This is a genomic window from Arthrobacter sp. AQ5-05, assembly GCF_003287975.1.
In the GTDB taxonomy this organism is placed as follows: domain Bacteria; phylum Actinomycetota; class Actinomycetes; order Actinomycetales; family Micrococcaceae; genus Paeniglutamicibacter.
The window spans coordinates 14056-34246 of sequence record NZ_QMKQ01000037.1; the positions used below are offsets into that span (position 1 = coordinate 14056).

Consider the following 20191-nt stretch of genomic DNA (forward strand, 5'->3'; position numbering starts at 1 on the left):
GTGTCCTGAGTGGTGGGGATGAACCGTGACGGTGGGCTTAGGGGTTCAGTCCCCGCTCCATTTCCTCCCGGTTCAGGTCTTCCATCCCTGCCTGCATGATTCGGTTCATTTCCTTGCGGAAATCCAAGTGGATCGCGGTCGAGTCCTCTTCCTCGTTCTCGTCTTGTTCCTCCTCCAAGTCCTCCGGCTGTGGGGTCAGCATCTCGGACCTCACGATTTCCTCGGCCTGCATCTTCGCTCCCGTCAGCCTCCCGACCTTCTCCAGGTAGGTCTCCCCCGGCGTATCGTGTCCAGCGATCTGCACCTGCAGACTGTCCACGCTGTTCTCCGCCTCGATCCCCAGATTCGTGAACCACATCTCCGGGTCCACTATCGACTCGTACTGGCTCGGGGCCAGGGTCTTCCACGCGTTCTGTGCGAACTTGCCGTATGTGTTCATCACGAACCTCCTCGGGTTCTGAAAAGAGAAAATCATCCAGGGACACCTGGCCTTGAATCTGTGTTTTACGTGCTCTGGCCATGGGTCGGCTCCCGGGATGAAGTAGCTGGCTTTTTACCAGCGTATCCATCCCCGGCCAACCCATCTTGGCGAAGTGCCCGAATAATGGTGGAACGGCTCACCTTGAACTTCTCCGCAATCCGGTCAAGCGACCACTTCTCGTTCTCCCTGAGCCTGCGTGCCTCGCGCACATCGTGGGGCTGCAAGCTTGGGGGTCGCCCGCCCTTGCCGGTGGCCACCGCGAGTCCTGCCATGGTGCGTTCGCGGATCAGTTCGCGCTCCATCTCAGCTACTGAGGCGATGATTCCGAATATCATCCGGCCTTGCATGGTGGTGGTGTCGATGCCTTCGGTCAAGGAACGAAAGGCAACTCCACGATCTTTGAGGGTGCCCAGCAGTTCCACCAGTCCGCGCACGGTGCGGCCCAAACGGTCCAGCTTGGTGACCACCAGAGTGTTGCCCGGTTGCAGGGCACGGAGGCAGGCACCCAACTCCGGGCGCGTCATGGTCGCCCCGAATTTCCCCTGGTCCGCGTACACGTCATAGCAGCCTGCTGCAACGAGTTGCTGGCGCTGGCTCTCCACGTTCTGATCCTTGGTGCTCACCCGGGCGTACCCGAGTGCGACACCCTTGGGGACTATGCATGGTTCTTCCACGCCGTCCAGTCTTTCTGGCCGTTCCATGCAGATCCCCCTCAATGGGTTGATTGGGTCAAAAACGTTTCAAAGTTTCGAGTTAATCATACATGTTTCGTACTTGGTTTGTGAAACACTTTTTGGTGTTATTTTTCAGGAGTCTCGTGCACTAAATGTCAGAAGTCCTCTGCACTGCGATGGCGTGTCCGGTAACGGAACGACTACTGGGTCACTCATCTGTGGCACATCCAGATCGGAAGAGTGCCTTGCGCGTTCGACTAACGAGGGAATGGCATCCAACTCGTCAAATATTGGAAATCTTCCCTGACGTGAGTTCAATATTGGACGTTGCGAAGAAGTCCTTTGGGTCAGTTCAACATGAAAATCGTCGGATAGGATCGGGATACTACGGTGGAACTCCATCGTCTTAAGCAAGAGGAGCATTTGTCGTGGGTGGATTGCAGGGATGGCACATAGTCATGCTGTTGGTGGTTGCCGCCGCAATAGTGGTCGTCGTGCTGGTTGTGAAAGCCGCGACTAAGCCGAACCAGCGCGTCAATACCGCAGTCGGACCAGGCGGACAGCAGTTGCCCCCTACGCAGGTTGGTTATGCGCTGGATGGCCAGCCCCTCTATCAGCAGCCTGCCCAGCCCGGGACAAACATCTTCGCGATTTTAGCCCTAGTACTCGGGTTGTTCACCGGGATCCTAGGGATTGTATTCGGGCACATTGCTCGGAGTCAGATCAAGCAAACCGGTCAGGCTGGTGACGGCCTCGCGCTGGCCGGTCTGATCATTGGTTATATCTGGCTCGGGTTCTTTGTTCTGGGAATCATGGGAGCTTTCGCGTTGCGCTAAAGTCGCGTTCACTTGATCTCCCATCAAGGAACCCTCTGCGGGCAGGTACATGTTCGACGGCTCAAAACGGTATGGCGCAATCGACTTAAGTCTCGAGCTCGAAGTAGCCCATCTGAAGATCATGTTCGACCTGAGTCCGAAGGTTCGCGATCACGTGCAGGAGGTCGTTGAAGTGATAGACGACAGCTTGCAGCGCTGATTCGATACTCACGTTCCCTATACGCGCTAGACGCTCGTCGTCTTCGTGTAGAGCAATCCCGTAGATGTAATCCATCGCGATCAAATCGCTGCCAAGCAAAATTCCAGGACCTAATCCGTTGTCCATTTCCAGGCGGCCCGAGTGAAATATCGGTCCTGAAGCGCCAATCCGCGAACCACTAACTACTTGAGCGACATGCTGCTTCAAGAAGCGTCTAGCCTTTGCTTGCTCAGGCGTGACGAGGCTTTGAAGCGCCGTGACAATCCCTGGCAGATAGCAGTCCTCGCCCGAAGTGAAGAACACACGGCATTCAACGAGTGTAGAGTCCACCTGCCGCTTATCGAGTTGATGGTCCTCGAACCCGTTGATGCGCCAGGTATCGTCGTCGAGTCGCTTCCAAATAACTTCTAGAATCGGGATGCGACCGCTCGCGTCCCTCAGATTGATAATTGGCTCACCCAATCCAGGCCTAGAGCGTTTGAGGAATTTTGAGAGTTTGCGGCGGGCGTTTTTTTGAACGCTCGGTGGGGTTGTGGACATAGTTGGAGCCTATCCTTCGCCCTCTGCCGGATAGCAACAGGAATTTTCTTTCGGTGCCCGCCCGTAAGCCGATCCCCCACCGCGACACCTGGGCCCCAAAATTCCGATAGTTAAATACGTTGACATTCCGCACCACTCAGGTTCGCAGATACCCCGCCCGAAATAAAGCCCGGTGAGGGTAACCCAAACGCTACACTCGAGACATGTCACCGCATTTGGTCGGGTACGCCCGTGTCTCCACTAGCCAACAAGATCTTTCATCTCAACAAGCAGGACTCGAGGCACTCGGCGTCCCTGAAGATCTGGTCTACGTGGACCACGGGCTCACGGGACGGAACCGCGAACGCCCCGGACTTCAACAAGCCCTCGCCGCATGCCGGGCGGGCGACACCCTCGTGGTCACTAAACTCGACCGTCTCGCCCGCTCGCTGCCCGACGCCCGCGACATCGTCGAAGACCTCACCAAACGCAAGATCAAGCTCAGCCTCGGCGGAAACGTCCACGACCCCACCGACCCCGTCGGCAGGCTGCTCTTCAATGTCTTGGCGATGGTCGCCGAATTCGAATCCGACCTCATCCGCGCCCGCACCCGAGAAGGCATGCAAATCGCCAAGGCCAAGGGCCGGCTCCGCGGCAAACAACCCAAGCTCTCCCCCGCCCAGGAAAAACACCTCGTTGCCCTGCACCACGGCGGCAAACATACCAGCGCCGAAATCGCCGAGCTCTTCGGGGTCGCACGCAGCACGGTGTATCGCATTGTGCAGCGAACCATTTCTACATAGCTATTTGGGCACTTCCCCGGATAAATGTCCCGACAGGCCATCCACCGACACAGATGCAACGCTTCGATGCGGCTCATGCATAGTCTGTAGTGTGAGCATCTTGAATCCGCAGGTCATCTATACGCACATCCAGGACATGTTCACATCTGGAATCACCACTGTCGTAGGTTCCGGCCTGTCGTGTGCGTATGGCCTCCCCGGGATGGGCGCTCTCGCTGATGGCTTGGTGGTTTCTGTGCCGCCGCTTATTCTCAAGGCTGGGCATAGCGAGGAAAATTGGTTGGTAGTTGAAGAACAACTAAACCGTGGAGTCGGCCTCGAAGCGGCTTTGGATAGTCTTCCGAGTGATGACCCCATCATCTCACTGGTCGTTGCATCAACGGCGCAAATAATCTTGGATGCTGAATCAACGGCCATGAGTACAATGCTCGCATCAAATGAACCCTGCATGCTCGGGAAGTTGCTGATATACGTCACCAAGGCAAACATTGCGGCCGATGTAATCACCACAAATTACGATCGAATCATTGAGCTTGCGTGCGCGTTGGCCGGCATAACGGTAGATACGGGATTCAGCGGCAATTCCATCGGACGCTATGACGAGGTATCCAGTCGATCACAGCTCCAAGTGGTCAAACGACCGGGAGGGCGCAAACCGGTGGTTGCTTTGAAATCTCACGTTCGATTATCCAAACCCCACGGCAGCCTCGATTGGTACGACTATTTTGGTCACCCCGTTCGATCCGAGATTCCGTTGCAGAGTCGAAGGCTCATGATCACGCCCGGTCTGAGCAAATATAGGTCTGGCTACGACAGGCCATTCGATTCCCAGAAAAGCCGCGCGACCAAAGCCATTGATGATGCTTCATCGCTTCTTTTTGTTGGCTATGGGTTCAACGACGATCACCTGCAAACACACCTTGATCCGCAGTTCAATATGAACACGAAAACCACGGTCTTAGCTCGGACATTAACTAACTCGGCGCTGGCCTACGTTGCACGGTTTCCGGCGATTCTCGCACTGGACAAGTGGCCAGATGATCCATCATCAACACGAGCACAAATGCACGGCCAAACCTTGAAGGTCGAGGGGTTAAAACTTTGGGACCTCGCCGAAATGATACCGGAGGTATTATCCGCATGACTAGCCAACAAACAGCTACGGACCAATCCGCGGGTCTGATATTCGATCCGGCATCTCCGCTAGGAACGGCCTTCCGCATCGACACTTCCAGTGTTTGGGCAGAGGCAACGGATCCCGAAAAGATCACTCGAGTGAGCATCGGGACTCTCATTGCGATGGAGGGCCAGCTTCCTTCCGAATACCTAGTGGGGATGCTCGACAGGGTCACCCGAGATTCGGAACTAGCGGACATGTTCGAGGACGGTGAGACAGAAGAGCCGGTCCCACTGACTCGTGTCGATAGGGACCTCTTCAGGGTCGTCTTGCTCGGTACATACAGGACGGTGGACGGGCAACGAAAGAATACGTTCAAGCGAGGAGCCGACTCCTATCCACGCATTGACGCCAAATGCTGGTCAATCGTGGGCAGCAACCTTCAAACCCTGATGAGCCTTCTCTCCAGCGAAGTCGACGAGGAAAAACGGCTCTATCTAGGATCCTTTGTTGCCGATGCTAGTGCGAAGGCCGTTGCCGACGGTGATCGCCTGTTCCAGAGACATGCCGCACTAGTGGGTAGCACCGGGTCGGGAAAGAGCTGGGCTGTCGCGCTCATATTGGAGCGAGCAGCTGCACTCCAATACCCGAATTTGGTCGTGTTGGATATGCACGGGGAATATTCCCCTCTGGCCCAACCCTCAGAATCAGGGAAATCGCTGGCGCGCGGCTGGCGAGTCGCGGGACCCAGTGATCTCTCCGAAAACGGGGGGGTGCTATTTCTTCCATACTGGATGCTCAACCAGGAAGAGCTTCTGGCCCTCCTCCTGGACCGCAGTGAAGACAACGCCCCGAACCAAGCAGCTCGATTCACTGAACATATACGGTCCCTCAAGCGCAAGACGTTGGAATTAGCCGAAAAGGCACAGGCACTAGACAACTTCACCGTCGACAGCCCTATCCCATTTTCATTGAGCGAACTCGTAGATTTGCTTGAATTTGATGACACCGAGATGGTGCCGGGGTCAACAGCGAGGCCAGTGGGCGGACCGTTCAAAGGAAAACTCACGCGATTCATTTCCCGCCTCAAGACGAAGATGAAGGATAGACGGTACTCCTTCATGTTCCAAGCTCCAGACACTACATCCCACTACGAGTGGCTGCATGGCCTGGCCAAAGACATGCTGGGCACCACCCGAGGAATAAAGGTCGTCGATTTCAGCGAGGTTCCCTCAGATGCTTTGCCCGTTGTAGTCGGGGTATTCGCGCGGGTTCTGTACGATATTCAGTTCTGGTCCGCACCCGAGCAAAGGACCCCGTTCACGGTGGTATGCGATGAGGCGCATCTGTACCTGCCTTCGGATAACGTCACGGCGCGCGACCAACGCGCTCTGGACTCATTCGAAAGAATCGCGAAAGAAGGTCGCAAGTACGGGGTCTCTCTCCTCATCGTCAGCCAGCGCCCCTCCGACGTAAGTAAGACCGTGCTTTCGCAATGCAACAACTTCATCGTGCTCCGGCTGACGAATGATCAAGACCGTAGAGTCATTGAACGAGTGATGCCTGACAATCTGACCGGCCTGACAGCCTCGCTCCCCCTTTTGGACGTGGGAGAAGCGATCGTGATCGGCGATTCCATCGTACTTCCCACAAGAATCAGGCTGGACCCGCCCATGATCAAGCCCGACAGCGCTACCCGGAAATTTTGGAGCGAATGGAACTCAAGACCTTCAGAACCCGAGACGCTTTCCAGTGCGGTGGAGTCCATGAGACGACAATCAAGAGTTTAATAGACTCTAGGTATCAGTGCATTGAACCATCCCGAGACGTTTCGTATTCATAATTTTCCTCTGTCGAGTTCTGGCATATTCCACCCAGACATAGAATGAGCAATGAATTCAAAGCCATCGGTCTCGCTTTATCGCCTGGTCCAATCCGAGATCTGCGCGGCTAATTAACTTGGCAATACACCCTGTCCATACTCTTGGACCGCGTCCCTATACTTACCGCCCGAATGTGACGTGGCACTTAGCCCGGTTTATAGCTAAGTATGGTCACTTCCACGATATATTCGGGAAATGACGGCAGAAGAAACCCAAGAACTGGGGCGCGAAGGTGTCGCGATCATCAAACGCTGGCTCGAAGCAACGACCTTCATCGAGCTACCTTTCGATGCCTATCATCACAAGTTGGATTGCACGCTTCCACATTTAAGCGGTAAAAAAATCTTTGACCTACAGGGACATTTTCTCACGGGAAGAAAAGAACCAGTGATCGTCGAGAGTAAGCGATACACCACCCCTGGGGGCCAGTACAAGGAGTTCCTGCACTTCTTAGCAATCGCATATAGCTCAACGATCAGTGAGAAAGAACGCCTGGGGGGTTATAGAAAACGTCACTTTATTTGGGTCACATTCCATCCATTTAATCTCGAGAACTGGACCGCGCTGGAAACCCGCGACCAAATGGTCAAGGCTCTGGAGAATCATCCGGAATATCTTAAGGACCGTGTCATAGACGAGGATCTCGTGCGAGACGTGGCGTCTCGCATTATGGTTCTTGTTTTTAATCCCAAGCAAGAGAATCTCAGTCTCAGTCGAGATGAGTTGAAGATGGTCCGTGTGCACCTCGATCGGAAGGCGGAGTCGCTGTGAGCGATTTTCTTGATGCGCTGGCGGCGGCACGAGAGGAATTCCGCCAGGACGAATACATACACCGGGTCAAAAAGCTGGTGCAGGCGAAGATCTACGAATTGGACGAAGGAGCAATCGTAGAAGACACTCAGTACTTCAACCACAGCGCGATCCCAGACTTCATTGTGAGTTGGCGAGGAGACAAATCGACACGGGATCTCTATCTCCGGGGCAGCTACGCATCTATTCTTGCTGCGGACGAGTTGACGCAGACTTCATCCGATAGTCCAGTCTTCATGTCTCTGGATGAAACGAAGGATTTTTCACAGGAGATGCCGCCAATCTCTCCTCAAATGATCAGGGACGAACCCAAGAAGGCCAGTCAAACACTCCTTACCGACGTCAGCGCGATGGGCGAAATGCTTGAGCCCGAAGCCCGCAACGTGACACCCTTGACTCGTCTAGTTCAGTCCAGCTTCTTTCGCGGCGGACGAGGTCTTATTGATGAAGCCCGTGTGGAATCACTAATTCAGGCCCAAGATCAGGCTGAACCAGCAAACCTCACAGAGATCGTTAGGGAAAGCTTCACCGAACCGGCCGCGGTCAGGATGGAACGCACGGCTGCCATCGTTGCCTTAGCGTTGAACGAAGACTCTGCGGCGTCTCACCCTATACTGGAAAGCTTGACTGGTCGCCTTTCGGACATTGAATTGCAAGAGCTTCTTCCTTGGCTCCTTCACCAAGAAAAACCGATCGGGAGTAGGAGCTTTTGGCGTCGTTTCGGCGAAATGACTTCCTTTTCGGAGATTGAGCGGATTGCTCCAGCCCTAGAAGGGTTGGATATCAGTCCGCTCATGGTTGCGAATGCGGAAAGTTGGCAGGCCCAACGCTCATATCTGGGGGTATCTTCCAGGATCGCAGCTGCCGATGATGATGACACTGTCACTAGGAATGGATGGCGATTTCGTTCGGGCGTGTTAGGGGTCGATGCTGGAATCCATCGAGTCAACTTCAGTTCTGACGGTCGCACACTTAGGGGCAGAGATGACGGTGCTTTCCCTGCCTGGAACGATCTAGAAAAAAATCTCTCTTCTTTCCAGCTCGCTTCAGTGAATCTTAAGGGCATTACCCGCTCGGTTCGTATCGAAGCGGAGAAGAGCGACGATATTCGTCAGGACGTTGAAAACGTGGCCCAATCGCTCGATGATACGTACTCGGTCTCTGACTTGGTGCTGCGCTTCTCACCTCGTGAAAGCAAGGAGGGTTTCGCGGCCGTCTCCGTCAAATTCGGAAAGGGTCTTGCCGTTGCCGGCCAGGGAGCAACAATTGCAGATCTGGCTCGATCTTCATTGAGCATTCTCGCTTATAGGAGCCCTCTGTCATTGAAAAACCAAGATGCAGTATTGGGTGACGCTGAGGCCCAAGGATTCTTTGAGGTAGACGCACCAAAACTGGACGACCACCTTAACGATGGCAGAGAGACACACGATGTTGTGCAGCTGACTGTTGAGGCAGAAGCATCAGCCAACGAGCAGGAAATCTGAACTGGACCGTGAATCATACCGACTACAGCGTGTATTAGCCGTCGACAACTTAATTCAAAAGTCGACCCCGGCCTCTACGAGCCCCGAAAGAGTGCTGGCCATTGCCGTCGTGAGTGATTCGCGATATGAGCACACCGTGGCTCCCCCGTTTTGTCATTAGGAACCGCCCAGTATCATGGAGCTTCTCCCCTGACAGAGTGTGAAAGCGCGATCTAGGAGGCCTTGGAGCACGTCAGTTCAAACTGACCCGGAAACTATCCCGCCGTTTTGAAAGCGACGGGATCCCACAGGGTGTTTCAGGGTTTCCACCGGTATTGGCACATATACGTCCACTGATTCCTTTTGCCCGAGGCATGTCCTGTTAGCCCCTTAGACCCCTAAGTAGACGTACAGCAAAGCTAAATTAGAGTCCTAAATGGACGGTTTCACATTCATTTGCGGTGTCAGGTTAGGGCATACCCCAAACAGGCACCGGTGGGCTGGCGCGCTATTTCTCGCGAAGGTACCCAAACCCCCGATCCTATGGGGAAGCACTCACGGGCGGCTGAGGGACACCCGAGGAGGCAAAGGGCGGGTTCTTTGATAGTGCCGACTCCGATTCCTGCCATGGTGGCGCGCAACTGGTGAGCGAGGCCAACCTTGGCAAGAACGGAAAGGGGCGGGCCGGTGATGAATACGGATTCATCACCAGCCCGCCTATAGGGGGTTGTTTTACTTTACTATGGTGGCCGTCTCAAGCTGTCCTACGGCCCGGTACTGCAGGTACTACCGGTGTTGCTGGTACTGCTGTGGTCGTCTCAAGCTGTCTGACGACCACGCCCTCCGGGTACTGCTCTACTGATTTACTGCTGGTACTGCCGGTTTGCTGCGACCGTCTCAAGCTGTCCGACGGCCGGGTACTGCTGATACTGCGGGTACTGCTTTGCTGCCGGGGTTACTGGTCCTGTACTGCTGCGGCCGTCTCAAGCTGTCCGACGACCACGCCCTCCGGCTACTGCTGTACTGCTTTACTGCTGGTGCTTCTGTACTGCCGGGGTTGCTGGTCCTGTACTGCTGCGGCCGTCTCAAGCTGTCCGACGACCACGCCCTCCGGCTACTGCTGTACTGCTTTACTGCTGGTGCTTCTGTACTGCCGGGGTTGCTGGTCCTGTACTGCTGCGGCCGTCTCAAGCTGTCCGACGACCACGCCCTCCGGCTACTGCTGTACTGCTTTACTGCTGGTGCTTCTGTACTGCCGGGGTTGCTGGTCCTGTACTGCTGCGGCCGTCTCAAGCTGTCCGACGACCACGCCCTCCGGCTACTGCATTACTGCTGTGGTCGTCTCAAGCTGTCGAGGACCACGCCCTTTGGGTACTGCTGCTACTGCTGGTACTTCTCTACTGCGGTGGCCGTCTCAAGCTGTCCGACGGCCGGGTACTGCTGTGCGGGTTTCCCCCCAAAGGGAGCAACTGCAGCTCCCTCAAACTGAGGGGTAATTCGTTCTTCTTCCCCGCATGCCAAGAAATATAGTAGTGCTTCGAGAGAAAATCAAATCCCCAGGTTTCCGGGGTTTTTGGAGGGGTTGGGCACCAAGCCAGGCAAGATCCCTGGCTTACGGCATGCCCACTCGGGATGCCCCGGGGTGGCCTGGCTGTAGCGGTGTCCGGTGCCGATCACCTGGGCGCCCTTGCCCACGAACTCTTGCCCACGGGAAACGGCCGCTTGGGCTCCCGGCCGGTTCTCCAGGAACCGGGTGGCACGATTGCCCAGATTGGATGCCCCTATGACTACCTGCTCACCGGCGCTCCTCATCATTCGAGACAGGGGTCGGGCCTTGATCGTTGGATGCCCTGCCAGAGAGCGAGCTCGTGTCCCGATGGTTCAGTCATAACGTGAACGTAGGGACTCAGACCTGACCACAAGGAAGCCAAGTCAGGCAGGAGTCCATCCGGTGCGATAGAAAAAACCGTGGAATAGTCATAAAAAATGATAATTATCGATCCCGATGTTAGCGTTTAGAGAAACTCTGCATTCAAATCTTGGGGAAGACCTTATATGCGTTTCATCAGCTGGACCATGGCAACACTCCTGATCACTTCGCTCTCCTTCGGCACCGTGCCAGCTACGGCCTCCCCGTCGTCCATGACTGCCGTCTCCTCGCTGGCACCTGCGGGAATCCCCGTCGCGAAGAAGACCCTACAGACGAGGATCACGGCCCAGCCACGGAGCACAACGGTCTACGTGGCAGACCGTCCGAAGTTCACCGCCAGGGCGACTGGATCATCCCTCAGGTACCAGTGGCAGTCCAAGCGCCCGGGCAGCAAATGGAAAAACGTCGCCGGAGCAGCAGCGCGCAAGGCGACCTACACAGCACCCGCGGCGAAGTCATCCCAGTCGAAGACAAAGTACCGAGTCGTGGTGACCGGGAAGCGCAGCAAGGTAACCTCATCAACCGCCACCCTGACGGTGAAGAAATGGCTCAAACCAAGAATCTCCAAGCTGTCAACGACCACGATCGGACGCTTGGAAAAGAGCACCATCACGTTGACGGGCACCAACCTTCACCGGATTAAGGTCGGAGACTTCGCGGGCGCATACTCAGCAAAAATCGTTTCCTCCAGTAGCACCAGCGCGAAGCTCGTGATTAACGGTGGCGGATCCGGATTCCTCTCCCTGCGCATTGAAAACCCCGCAGGCTCCCAAATGCTGCAGTTCAGGCAACATTGGCGCATGGCCCCGTCCGTCCGGAACCATGAAAGGGAAAAGGCAAACCGGCTGGATGCCACTTTCAAACCTTGGCCAGCGGCAGTAAACGCGACTGCCACCAAGCAACTCAAGATCATTCGCTCCACCGTATGGGAAAGCGAGATGGACGATGCAATGCGCCTCCTGGGATTCTCAGGGAAATATGCGTCGGCTTACCGGCTCTGGAAAGAAAAAGACCAACTCGCCAAAAACCTCATCGCCAACCAACACCGCTGGTGGAATGGCGCCCAGTGGAAAGACGCCTATGACCAGGCAACAAGCGCCCGCGACTACTACGCGGACGAAATGGCCTTCCAACTGAGACTAATCAGGATCTACACCTAACGGTTCAACGATGCTCCCGGCTTCTTGGAAAACCCTGGGGACCGAAGACGACGGCATGGATACAATCCCTTCCCGGTACTTTGGTACGCCAACGAACACATCTCCTCGCGGCTCCCCGAAGGATCCGGGAATCCTGTCAGGGACACTTGGTGCACGGCGGCACCGGGGTCAGTCCCTGCCCAGGCTGAGGTACCTGTAGACCGTGGCGCGGCTGGCACCCAGGATCTTGCCGATGTCGGCGGGCTTGATCCCCTGGGCCTTCAGCTCCCGGGCACGCTTGACCTTCCCGTGCTCCGCTGTGATTTCCCGTCGGCCCGCCGGCCGGCCATTGGCGGCGGCAGCCGCCATCCCGGCGCGGGTGCGTTCGGCCAGCTGGTCGCGCTCGAGCTGGGCAAAGGCCGACATCACCGTCAGCATGGCCGTGCCCATGGGACCGGTGGTCGAAATGCCCTCGGTGAGCGACCGGAAATGGATGTCGCGGGATTCCAGGTCGTCGATGAGTGCCAGGAGGTTGCGGGTGTTGCGTCCCAGCCTGTCCAACTTCCACACCACCACTTCGTCCTGGCCTGGGCGCAAGTGGTCGAGCATCTTGTCCAGCTCCGGCCGGCTGGCGCGGGTTCCGCTGACTCCGTGGTCGGTGAAGACCCGCTCGCACCCGGCTTGCTTTAGGGCGTCCAGTTGCAGCTGGGCGTTCTGGTCCACCGTGCTGACGCGTGCATATCCGATACTGGCCACTTCCGGCTCCCAGGTCTCGTTAAAGGTTAAATTCCATCGTTACTTGGAAAGTATACGCGAGACACATTGTTGAGAATCCGAGTCCTTTGAAAATTCAACGGTTCAGGGGGCCCGAAAACGCCGCACCCGAGAAAGCCTGAAGTCTCATCAAACGATCCTTTCTTGCGACGAGGACACTCAAGAAAAAACTTCTTCTCCGACTTCCGCACTGAAGGGCCGAGTTCAGTGGAAACTGGCCCTGGCACGCTCCAATCACGATGTGTGAAAAGTCAGCGAGAATTGGGAACATGACATTTGATCCAAGTGAGCTCCCCAAGGAAGACCGCGAACTGATCCTTGCTCAGGTTGAAGTCGTCTCCGCGGCTTGGAAATTTCTTAAGCCCTTCTACGGCGGAAATCCCGCTTTAGCGTGGGAAGTCATGCACCCCATCCTGCGCCTCTGTCTGGCTCAGGGGTGGACGGAGGCAAACCGAGGAAGTTTGCGAGACGCTGGCTATAACCCAGAAAAGACCGCAGAAGACTTGGCCGAAATTTCCCCTGGGAAGCATGCCCTCTGGGACGACTTTTCCAGAGTAATACTCCGCGACTTCCGCAATGTGTATCCCCTCGATTTAAGCTCTGCAGCCATTGGTGCTTCCCCCAGACCCATAGCAATGGATACCGAGCTTTTGTATGTTCATCCAGACAGCCCCAAAGGCGGCCTATGACACCCAGATGAGGCAAGAGCCGTGTACCCCTTGGTAATGCGGCTAATGGATAAGCGCTGGACCGTCCTCAACTGGGCCTCCGAGGCTATACCCGCGCCCGGACATCCTCCAATCCTCTCTGACTAGTTATCGTGTCGGTTATACCAAGTCTCATGTTGACGAGAAACGCCGAGTAGGATTTCAGTGTTGTAGTACAAATATCATTACAAATTGGGGATCAAGTGGGATCACAGCTGGGAACATCTAGGGCAGTTCTATTTAGGTTTGGAATAGCTTGCGCTCTAGCCATCGTCCCCTTGACATTCTTCCTAATTAGACATGCCACTGGCTCTATTGTTTTAGAGGAGTCAGCTCTGGTCCTTATTGCTTGGTTGACGCTGTTTCTATTTCCAGTCACGGTAACGGCTTTCCGCTTCTTCGGGAGGACAAGAAACCATTCAACGTCTAGATTTCTGCTGTGGCCGGCACTCAGGCATCAAGTAATTCCAAAGGCTTGGTGGTGGATCCCCCTATCTATCGGGGCCCTGTTTCTCACCCCTTTCGGAGCCACAACTGGGCTGGACTTGTGGCAAGGCCTATCTGTCGCTGGAGTTCTATTCATGTGCTCTTGGATTGAAGCTATCCCCTTGTACCCTGTTCCAGCTGTCGGAAGCACCACCGCTTGCATAGCTTGTGGGCGGAGCTGATGCCACCTCGCCCGCATTGGTGGCATGTCTTGCAGTCATCCAAGAATGAAGCCCGCCTCGCGGTCGACCTCTACAACCGTTCCGGGAACGAACGGCAGCTGGAGGCCTTCATTGTCCACATGGGCATGGCTTGGCTAAAAATCCTTCAAGCGCACGCCGAAAAGAACGGAGGGGACCCATACTTCAGAAATATACGCGGGCACCGCATCCGGCATGAAGACGGTGGATGGAAATTCAAGCCTCTCCATACGCTGATGAACGAATATTTTTTGGATACAGACCCCCGCAAAGCCAATATTGATTTCTTCATCGGCCTGCGTAATATCATCGAACACCGCTATGAGAAAAACACCGCTGCCCTAGTCGCCGGACGAACACAGGCGTACCTATTGAACTATGAAAAATCGCTCATGGAATGGTTTGGCCAAGAAGAAGCAATGGGATCCGAACTGCGTTTCCCACTGTTCATATCATCCATTACAGAGGATGCAGCGGAAGCAGTTAAAGCAGTGCGCGCCCAGGTTCCGAAGGGAATATTGGAATGGGTGCAGGACTATGACGCTGGCCTCGAACCGGTGATTTCAAATGATCAACAGTTCGATTTCCGTATCTACCTCATCCCTTACACGGGACCGAGAACTGAGGCCGACGCCGTCATGACCTTCGTCAAACCCGAGGAACTCACCGATGACCAGCGAGCGGTGATGGATCAGGTTCAGACGATCATCCGGGAAAAGAAAGTCCCGGTTGCCGATCTGGGATCCCTACGCGCCGGCCAAGTCGTTGAGGAAGTGGCGCGAGACCTGACGAACCCATTCACCATGCATCACCACACGCAAGCTTGGAAGTACTTCAAGGTCAGGCCACCGACGAACGCCGATAACAAACACAACACCAAGTCCGATTTCTGCCGCTACAACGCGGCGTTCGAGCAATACGTCTACACAAAAGCATGGGTTAGTTATCTAGTTCGCAAACTCAGCGATCAGAGCATTTACGATGCTGTACTGGCATTCCGCGACTCGTAACCACACTCCCCAAAATGGTCGATACTGCTGCCCTAGGGCACCGCGCACTCCGTCGTGCGCAGGGTAAGCAAGACCATGAGGCGAAACTATGGCTCCCTACCTCGGAGTGATCCCCCGTTGGAAGACTCGTCGCTCGGCTGTGCAGTCAACTCATGGCATTCCGAGAGTCATATTTTGAGAATGTCACCTTGGCGCCTCCAGCCCTCAGATGGGTCATCCCCACCGATAGGATCATTGGAGGCTATTCGACAGCAAAGATCATTAAATCTAAGGAATCATCTGCATGAGCAAACCCAAGGGCCGCCTTGAATTAACATGGATGGGCAAAGACCAAGCCCTTATTTCCTCGGAGGATGGTAAATACAGTTACGACTGGGTTGATCCCACGGATCCTCGCGCCAGCGAGGTAAAGCCGATCAGGATCACTAGCACCTACGGCGAAAACCCAGGTGACAACTTATTGATCACTGGAGACTCTGGCGATGCTTTACGCTCGCTTGTGGCAGTCCCAGAGTGGGCAGACAAGTATCGGGGCAAGGTTCAAATGGTCTATGCCGACCCTCCCTACAACACATCCCAAGCATTCGATCACTATGCCGATGCTCTGGAACATTCCGTGTGGCTAACGATGATGAGGGACAGGCTCACCCTCCTTAAGACCCTGATGTCTGATGAAGGCACCATTTGGGTACATATCGATGACGCGGAGATGCCTTACGCTCGCGTTTTGCTGGACGAGATATTTGGCCGTCAGAACCACATCGGACAAATCGTCTTGGAGATGAACCCTAAGGGAAGGCAGCTAAGTAAGTTTTTTGCCCGTTCCCACGAATATCTGCTCGTTTACTGCAAGAGAGCAGAAAAGGTGCAGCTCCGTACGGGTCTAGCCGAAGATGTTTCGTTGCACGACTACCCCGAAAGGGATCACGAAGGTACGCCTTACCGCCTGATTCGTTTCCGCAATACAAACAAGCGATTTACACCTGCAAATCGTCCTAACCTGGCATACCCGGTCTATGCCAATCCCACGACTGGAGAGGTGCGCCTCAACCCCTTCGATGGGGCAACAGAAGTCCGCCCAATATTCGGCGACGGTAGCCCTGCAGTTTGGCGATGGGGCAAACCAAAAGCAGAGGAACAGATCAGCGAACTCCATGCTCGCATCGTCAATGGACGTGAAGGAATCAGAACTGATGTGTTCCAGATCGACAAGCTCCACATGGATAAAACAAAGAAGCTTCGTACGATTTGGAATGGCGAAGCAGTTGGTCATATTGACGTTGCAAAAAGTGAGATACGCACACTGTTTCCAGACTCCGGGCAAGGGTTCGATACACCGAAACCAGAGAAATTGCTGGCACGGATTATTGCGCTTTCTACGGATGAGGGTGACATCGTCCTTGATTGTTTCTCCGGTTCTGGAACCACTATCGCAACTGCGCATAAGCTCCGGCGCCGATGGGTAGGAGTTGAGCTCCTTGAATCCACCGTGCGGACGTTCATAGAACCTAGAGTCAAAAAGATTGTGGACAACCATGACCTAGGTGGCGTTACCGAAGCATCTTCATGGACAGGTGGTGGGGGTTATTCGACGGCTGTCATGTCACCGTCTATGTATGAGGTGTTGGACGGCGAAATCTACTTGTCTGAAAATGCCACTAATGAGACCTTCGCCACCGCAATTGCGGGACAGCTCGGGTACAGGCTGACCGTTGGTGCTCCCGTTTTCTGTGGGATCAAGGGACGCTCAAAATTGGCTGTGATCGACGGCGTAGCAGATGAGAATGTCATCCGGGCCGTCCTTCAAAATCTTGGCGACGGGTACAAGGCACTCGTTGTTGCTAAGGGGGTTCTCCCAGAAGCGGCTCAGCTGCTCCGGGATCTCTCCTCGGGATCACGCATCCGCCTCGTCCCTGAAGATCTCTTTGCGAAAGGAACTGTGAAATAGCGTGCCTGCACCTACTATCACTACTGACTCCGCCCTTTTGGCCGACATTACAGCCCGCTTTGATCTGCGCAAACCAAATGCGAACGCAGTGGGCGCCATCGTGGATCATCTCGCGAATGCTGAAGGATTTACTGAGTCTGTGGCTGACGTTGCCACAGGCGTGGGGAAGACATATTTGATGGCTGCTCTGGTTGAGTATCTTGCGTCGCAGGGTGTCCGCAATGTCCTCATCGTTTCCCCAGGGTCCACGATCCAGTCCAAGACCATCAGCAACTTCACCCCGGGGCACCCGAAATATGTGCCCGGTGCCGAGTATGAGCCCTTCATCGTCACGCCAGAAAACTTCCGCACCGGCGAGACAGGAACTGTGCTGACGGATTCACGCCGTGTAAAGCTATTCGTGTTCAATGTCCAGCAGCTTATTGCACCTACGCAGAAGGCCTCACGCAAAGTACGGGAAGCTGATGAGAATCTAGGAGACTCTCTCTACGAACATTTGCGCGGCGCTGAAGATCTTGTGATTCTCTCCGACGAGCATCATATCTATTCGGAGAAAGCCAAGGCGTTTTCCTCCGCTATCCGGGATCTGAACCCGATGGCACTTGTCGGTGTCACCGCCACCCCTGCCGAATCTGACATCTCCAAGGTGATCTTCCAGTATTCCCTTGGCGATGCGATAGCCGATGAGTTCGTGAAGGTACCGGTCATTGTTTACCGCAAGGATGGGCACTCTGACGAACGAACTCAGCTGGCTGACGCCTGTCATCTCCTGCGGAGCAAAGAAGTGGCGTATTCCCAATACCGACAACACAACCCTGAGAAGCCAGCTACTAAGCCATGCCTGTTTGTGGTGTGCAAGACCATCAATCATGCCCAAGATGTCGCAGCGTTGCTGACACAGCCGGGGATGATCGGCGAAACTGGCACCGTATTAGAAATAAATGCGACGTCAAGCGACGAAGCGCTGCAGGCTCTCGCGGATGTGGAACGCGAAGATTCCCCGATCCGCGCCATCGTCAGCGTTGACATGCTTAAAGAAGGCTGGGACGTAAAGCGGATCGCCGTTATCGTCGCGCTCCGTCGGCTGGCCTCTGAATGTCTCACCGAGCAGATCCTTGGACGAGGGCTGCGTCTACCTTTCGGCGCCCGAACGGGAGTACCATCTGTCGACCAAGTAGATATCGTAGCCCACGATTCCTACCAAAAACTCTTGGCCCAGAAGGATGTGTTGCTACAACGAGTCGACCATTCTGATCCACCGCTGCCGAAAAACTCAGAGGCAGAATTGCCCAGTGCTACCTCTGAAACGCAATCGGGAGCATCGTTACCGCGAGGGCATTATGATAATCACCCGACGTTGGGATTCGACACCGCACTCGACAGAGACGGTGAGAGTGATGTTGAGGAGCCTCAGGACAATGAGGGGTTCCCCGTGAGCAAGGGCCTCAAAGTCGTTGAAATGGATGATGCCGTCAAGGAAATCGAGCGACCACCCTATGTCAACCGTACTGAAGGTTCGCCCCAAATTGTTTTCCCAATGATGCGAGCCAAACTCGTTCCTCTCACCTTTTCGATGTCTCAGGTCACCAGCCCAAATGCCAAGCTTGCTGGGGTTCAGTTTCTCAAGGAAGTTCCTTCCTTCCTTTATAGAGATGCCTTAAATGCCAGTCGATCTATGACTGGGCAGGTCGAGATCAAGCGGACTCCGGAACAGGGACACGAGGCATTTCAGCAAACAACGCCCATAGAGCTTGTTCGGCACGAACTACGACAAGCTCTCACGGCCCTCCCTGAAGTTCAGAAAGAGGCGCGGGAAAGGAACGCCATCAAACGGGTCGTGGATGCCTTCCTCGAGGGTGCCGGCGTCACCGCAGACGATAGTGAGGCGATGTGGGGCGAAGGACGTAAAACCCAAGCGGTCGAGGGGTTGCGTGCACTCGTGCGGAAAGAGTTGAACAACCGCAAGCAGCAACTCACTTTTGAACTCGATCAGAGGATTCTTCCGACAGAGCCAGTACCCAACGTCGAGGCGAGTAACGCCTACAACAGCGAATTTAAGAAGTTCGCAGCGTTCACCGGATGGTCTCGTTCAATCTTGCCTTCGGCAACTTTTGACGCAAAAAGTACAGAGTGGGTTCTGGCTCACATGCTTGACCGGGATCCTAATATCAAGTGGTGGCTCAGGCTATCGAGCACGGGGCCGGCGTACATTCCAATGGAGAACGGCACATCGTACTTCCCTGATTTCATTGCTATCGATGACGAAGATAATCACTGGCTCATCGAGGGCAAAAGTGACAAAGAAGCGGGATCCCCGGACGTGGTTGCCAAGCGAAATGCCGCTGAGGATTGGGCACGGCTAGTTCGTGACGATGGGCAATTTGCCACTTGGCGATACGTGTTTGCCACGGAGTCCCACCTGAAATCGGCGGGGTCCTGGCAAGCGCTCATATATGCATCAGCCCCAGAAATGTAGAAGGCAGGCATCCTATGTTCCTGCCTTTTTAGGATTACCTGCCATCTGGAAGCTTGCAAACACAATGAAACTGTGGCCTGCACCCCTAGAAGGGGAGTTCCAAATTAGAACTACCCTCTAGGGGCTGCAAACGGCAGAGGCTGCTGATTGATGCAGAATGCGTTCCGGGGCATCAGCCGTTGAACGAGCATTCCGAGTGCGGTCAGCCCTTGGGTAGTCCGGGCAATGGCCAGAGTAGGGCGTTAAGTTCTTTCCATAGGTCGTCTGCACTTCGGGGCAGGGTTCCGTAAGGAATGCCATCTGCCCCGAAGGCGGCTGCTTGAAGGAACTGGACGACGTTTTGGGTTTCCTCCGCAGGGCATCGCAACGGAGTCCCCATTTCGAAGGCAACCAAACCCACATACAAAGTGACCAGCCGCGACCGGGGAAAAAGCCTAAGCGTCAAGGTCACTGGATCCAGGCCCGGCTACACAACCAAGACGGTCTCCCGCACAGTTCGATAAGCAATTACGAGGCGCGGCAGATGCAGCGACCGCACCCCTGTTTCGCCGATAACAGCACATACGTAGTCGGCTTGTGACTGGCTGCCGATCCATGCCCACCCCGATCTGTCCTGTCTCAGTATTGTTGGCAAAAATCTCAATATACTTGGCAAGATACGGATTTCATGGTTTGTCTCAGTTAAGATGGCAACATGGGTGCTTTGAGATCGCTGCCGATGAACGGGACCGATTCC

At 55.0% G+C, this 20191-nt stretch carries 16 protein-coding genes; 11 read left to right on the forward strand and 5 right to left on the reverse strand.

The window, feature by feature from the left end; genetic code table 11:
* Positions 1-37: 37 nt before the first annotated feature.
* Both DQ353_RS19200 and DQ353_RS19205 read right to left on the reverse strand, forming a co-directional pair.
* Positions 38-439 carry a TnpV protein gene (locus DQ353_RS19200; RefSeq protein ID WP_113764803.1) on the reverse strand — a complete coding sequence of 134 codons (402 nt, stop codon included), beginning with the start codon at positions 437-439 and terminating at the stop codon, positions 38-40.
* A 65-nt stretch (positions 440-504) separates the two neighbouring features.
* Positions 505-1182, reverse strand: coding sequence for a recombinase family protein (locus DQ353_RS19205; protein WP_113764804.1), 678 nt, complete (start codon positions 1180-1182; stop codon positions 505-507).
* Positions 1183-1613: 431 nt separating this feature from the next.
* Between DQ353_RS19205 and DQ353_RS19210 the strand changes: the two genes are divergently transcribed.
* Complete coding sequence (locus tag DQ353_RS19210; protein WP_220094069.1) at positions 1614-1991, forward strand: DUF4190 domain-containing protein; 378 nt, start codon at positions 1614-1616, stop codon at positions 1989-1991.
* 85 nt (positions 1992-2076) lie between these two features.
* On the opposite strand, the gene DQ353_RS19215 is transcribed toward DQ353_RS19210, so the two are convergent.
* Complete coding sequence (locus DQ353_RS19215; RefSeq protein WP_113764791.1) at positions 2077-2730, reverse strand: hypothetical protein; 654 nt, start codon at positions 2728-2730, stop codon at positions 2077-2079.
* Positions 2731-2933: 203 nt separating this feature from the next.
* On the opposite strand from DQ353_RS19215, the gene DQ353_RS19220 reads away from it, so the two are divergent.
* The 6 genes from DQ353_RS19220 (at position 2934) to DQ353_RS21440 (ending at position 11875) form a co-directional block, all read left to right on the forward strand.
* The gene (locus DQ353_RS19220) at positions 2934-3512 is read left to right on the forward strand and encodes a recombinase family protein (protein ID WP_113764792.1); all 579 of its coding nucleotides are present in this window, start codon (positions 2934-2936) and stop codon (positions 3510-3512) included.
* 91 nt (positions 3513-3603) lie between these two features.
* A complete protein-coding gene (locus DQ353_RS19225; RefSeq protein WP_113764793.1) occupies positions 3604-4656 on the forward strand; it encodes an SIR2 family protein in 1053 nt (350 codons plus the stop codon).
* On the forward strand, positions 4653-6419 hold the full coding sequence (locus DQ353_RS19230) for an ATP-binding protein (RefSeq protein WP_113764794.1): 1767 nt from the start codon (positions 4653-4655) through the stop codon (positions 6417-6419). The genes DQ353_RS19225 and DQ353_RS19230 overlap by 4 nt, the downstream gene beginning before the upstream one ends.
* Positions 6420-6707: 288 nt before the next feature.
* Positions 6708-7283 (forward strand): hypothetical protein, encoded by a 576-nt coding sequence (locus tag DQ353_RS19235; RefSeq protein WP_146755344.1) that lies wholly within the window; start codon positions 6708-6710, stop codon positions 7281-7283.
* Complete coding sequence (locus tag DQ353_RS19240; protein ID WP_113764796.1) at positions 7280-8806, forward strand: hypothetical protein; 1527 nt, start codon at positions 7280-7282, stop codon at positions 8804-8806. The genes DQ353_RS19235 and DQ353_RS19240 overlap by 4 nt, the downstream gene beginning before the upstream one ends.
* Positions 8807-10840: 2034 nt before the next feature.
* Positions 10841-11875, forward strand: a complete 1035-nt coding sequence (locus DQ353_RS21440) for a DUF8696 domain-containing protein (RefSeq protein WP_146755345.1) — start codon at positions 10841-10843, stop codon at positions 11873-11875.
* Positions 11876-12043: 168 nt separating this feature from the next.
* On the opposite strand, the gene DQ353_RS19255 is transcribed toward DQ353_RS21440, so the two are convergent.
* Entirely contained in the window at positions 12044-12610 is a 567-nt protein-coding gene (locus DQ353_RS19255) for a recombinase family protein (RefSeq protein ID WP_071216167.1), read from the reverse strand.
* A 287-nt stretch (positions 12611-12897) separates the two neighbouring features.
* Here DQ353_RS19255 and DQ353_RS21445 point away from each other — a divergent pair, with 287 nt between their 5' ends.
* From DQ353_RS21445 to DQ353_RS19270, 4 genes are all read left to right on the forward strand, one after another.
* Entirely contained in the window at positions 12898-13317 is a 420-nt protein-coding gene (locus tag DQ353_RS21445) for a hypothetical protein (RefSeq protein WP_146755346.1), read from the forward strand.
* A 715-nt stretch (positions 13318-14032) separates the two neighbouring features.
* Entirely contained in the window at positions 14033-15031 is a 999-nt protein-coding gene (locus DQ353_RS19260) for a DUF3644 domain-containing protein (RefSeq protein ID WP_181578508.1), read from the forward strand.
* 283 nt (positions 15032-15314) lie between these two features.
* Positions 15315-16979: a site-specific DNA-methyltransferase gene (locus DQ353_RS19265; RefSeq protein WP_113764799.1), complete on the forward strand. Its 1665-nt coding sequence runs from the start codon at positions 15315-15317 to the stop codon at positions 16977-16979.
* A 1-nt stretch (position 16980) separates the two neighbouring features.
* Positions 16981-19455 (forward strand): DEAD/DEAH box helicase family protein, encoded by a 2475-nt coding sequence (locus DQ353_RS19270; protein WP_113764800.1) that lies wholly within the window; start codon positions 16981-16983, stop codon positions 19453-19455.
* Between the two features lie 466 nt (positions 19456-19921).
* Here the strand turns inward: DQ353_RS19270 and DQ353_RS22055 are convergent.
* A partial coding sequence (locus tag DQ353_RS22055) for a hypothetical protein (protein WP_220094070.1) occupies positions 19922-20191 on the reverse strand: 270 nt, incomplete at its 5' end.

Bases quoted from the DNA above. Each gene is read 5' to 3' on its own strand.
- DQ353_RS19200 (WP_113764803.1), bottom strand. From the start codon at position 439: ATGAACACATACGGCAAGTTCGCACAGAACGCGTGGAAGACCCTGGCC.
- DQ353_RS19205 (WP_113764804.1), bottom strand. From the start codon at position 1,182: ATGGAACGGCCAGAAAGACTGGACGGCGTGGAAGAACCATGCATAGTC.
- DQ353_RS19210 (WP_220094069.1), top strand. From the start codon at position 1,614: ATGCTGTTGGTGGTTGCCGCCGCAATAGTGGTCGTCGTGCTGGTTGTG.
- DQ353_RS19215 (WP_113764791.1), bottom strand. From the start codon at position 2,730: ATGTCCACAACCCCACCGAGCGTTCAAAAAAACGCCCGCCGCAAACTC.
- DQ353_RS19220 (WP_113764792.1), top strand. From the start codon at position 2,934: ATGTCACCGCATTTGGTCGGGTACGCCCGTGTCTCCACTAGCCAACAA.
- DQ353_RS19230 (WP_113764794.1), top strand. From the start codon at position 4,653: ATGACTAGCCAACAAACAGCTACGGACCAATCCGCGGGTCTGATATTC.
- DQ353_RS19235 (WP_146755344.1), top strand. From the start codon at position 6,708: ATGACGGCAGAAGAAACCCAAGAACTGGGGCGCGAAGGTGTCGCGATC.
- DQ353_RS21440 (WP_146755345.1), top strand. From the start codon at position 10,841: ATGCGTTTCATCAGCTGGACCATGGCAACACTCCTGATCACTTCGCTC.
- DQ353_RS21445 (WP_146755346.1), top strand. From the start codon at position 12,898: ATGACATTTGATCCAAGTGAGCTCCCCAAGGAAGACCGCGAACTGATC.
- DQ353_RS19265 (WP_113764799.1), top strand. From the start codon at position 15,315: ATGAGCAAACCCAAGGGCCGCCTTGAATTAACATGGATGGGCAAAGAC.